Source organism: Microseira wollei NIES-4236, assembly GCF_020521235.1.
Lineage (GTDB): Bacteria > Cyanobacteriota > Cyanobacteriia > Cyanobacteriales > Aerosakkonemataceae > Microseira > Microseira wollei.
In genome coordinates this window covers 1-1,322 of record NZ_BLAY01000447.1, presented here as the reverse complement: position 1 = coordinate 1,322, position 1,322 = coordinate 1, and the positions used below count along the sequence as shown (strand labels likewise).

Sequence of the window (1,322 nt, the reverse complement as noted above, 5' to 3'; positions counted from 1 at the left end):
ATTGATCGTGCCTTGTCCCTACCGCGACCATCTTTGATCGCACCCCCATCGATATGTAGGGACACGGCATCCACCATCTTTCTCACAAAACCAAAAATTGATCGTGCCGTGTCCCTACACCATACCCTCGTCGATCTGCTGGGACACGGCATTCAAAATCTTTCGGACAAGACCAAAAAATTCTCATGCCGTGTCCCTACACCATACCCTCGTCGATCTGCTGGGACACGGCATTCAAAATCTTTCCCACAAGACCAAAAATTCATCATGCCTTGTCCCTACCGCGACAATCTTGAATTAAAAATCTAAACCCAAATCCAGTATTTCATTTGAATGATATTTAATATTCTCTTCATCCATTTCCCACTGGCGGGGATTGTTGATAATATACTGTCGAATCCAATCCAACCCAGTTTCAACGCGAACGATGCTTTCATAATAATTATCTTGCCAGATAGGAGGCGTTTTAGTGCGACGCATCAGATTAATTCTTTTAGTTACCGCTGATTTGAAAGAACGAACTACTGTAGGAATAGAACCCGGTACGGGTTTGCCAAATTGTTCTTTTCTTGGCCTATTTTTTGGCAATGCCTGATATCCTTCATCGGTAATAATCAGAATGCCATGCAGATGGTTGGGCATCACAACAAAAACATCTAATTGAATGTGGGGAAAACGACGAGGAAGCGCCTGCCAAAAGCTATGGGCAATGTAACCCAAGTAATTCTTCTGCATTTTCCCATTATCTATATCACCAAACCAACATTGCCGTTTGTAGGTGCAAATTGTGATGTAATAAGCACCCGGTTGGGTGTAATCGTATTCGGGTAATCGAATAGAACGGCGGTGATGTTTTTTGGGGTTATATGCCATTGGGAAAATTATATTTAATAAAAAAAATGCCTGCTGTAGGGAACATAATTAATGTTGTTTGCTTATCCCAATATATCTTTGACGCCGTGCCCCTGGACAACCGTGGATATACCAAATGTAGGGACACGGCATAATTAATGTTATTTTCCCTTACATAACCGTGGATATACCAAATGTAGGGACACGGCATAATTAATGTTATTTTCCCTTGCCAAGATATCTTTGACGCCGTGTCCCTACGCCAACAATCTTTGATCGCACCCCCATCGATCTGTTGGGACAAGGCATTCAACATCTTTCTCACAACAGCAAAAATTGCTCCTGCCTTGTCCCTACGCCAACAATCTTTGATCGCACCCCCATCGATCTGTTGGGACACGGCATTCAACATCTTTCTCACAACAGCAAAAATTTATCATGCCTTGTCCCTACGCCAACAATCTTTGATC

3 protein-coding genes are annotated in these 1,322 nt (G+C 42.7%); 1 reads left to right on the top strand and 2 read right to left on the bottom strand.

Translation table 11 applies throughout. From position 1 onward, the window contains the following. Nucleotides 1–297: 297 nt before the first annotated feature. Together MiSe_RS49145 and MiSe_RS49140 are read right to left on the bottom strand one after the other, a co-directional pair. Complete coding sequence (locus tag MiSe_RS49145; protein ID WP_226594833.1) at nucleotides 298–873, bottom strand: transposase; 576 nt, start codon at nucleotides 871–873, stop codon at nucleotides 298–300. Beyond that, nucleotides 863–1,063, bottom strand: a complete 201-nt coding sequence (locus MiSe_RS49140) for a hypothetical protein (RefSeq protein ID WP_226594832.1) — start codon at nucleotides 1,061–1,063, stop codon at nucleotides 863–865. Before MiSe_RS49140 ends, MiSe_RS49145 begins: the two co-directional genes overlap by 11 nt. A 40-nt stretch (nucleotides 1,064–1,103) precedes the next feature. Here MiSe_RS49140 and MiSe_RS49135 point away from each other — a divergent pair. Next, nucleotides 1,104–1,322 (top strand): hypothetical protein (locus MiSe_RS49135; protein ID WP_226594830.1); only part of this gene is annotated, 219 nt, incomplete at its 3' end.

Coding starts and splice junctions, on each gene's coding strand:
- MiSe_RS49145 (WP_226594833.1), bottom strand. CDS start 873: ATGGCATATAACCCCAAAAAACATCACCGCCGTTCTATTCGATTACCC.
- MiSe_RS49140 (WP_226594832.1), bottom strand. CDS start 1,063: ATGCCGTGTCCCTACATTTGGTATATCCACGGTTATGTAAGGGAAAAT.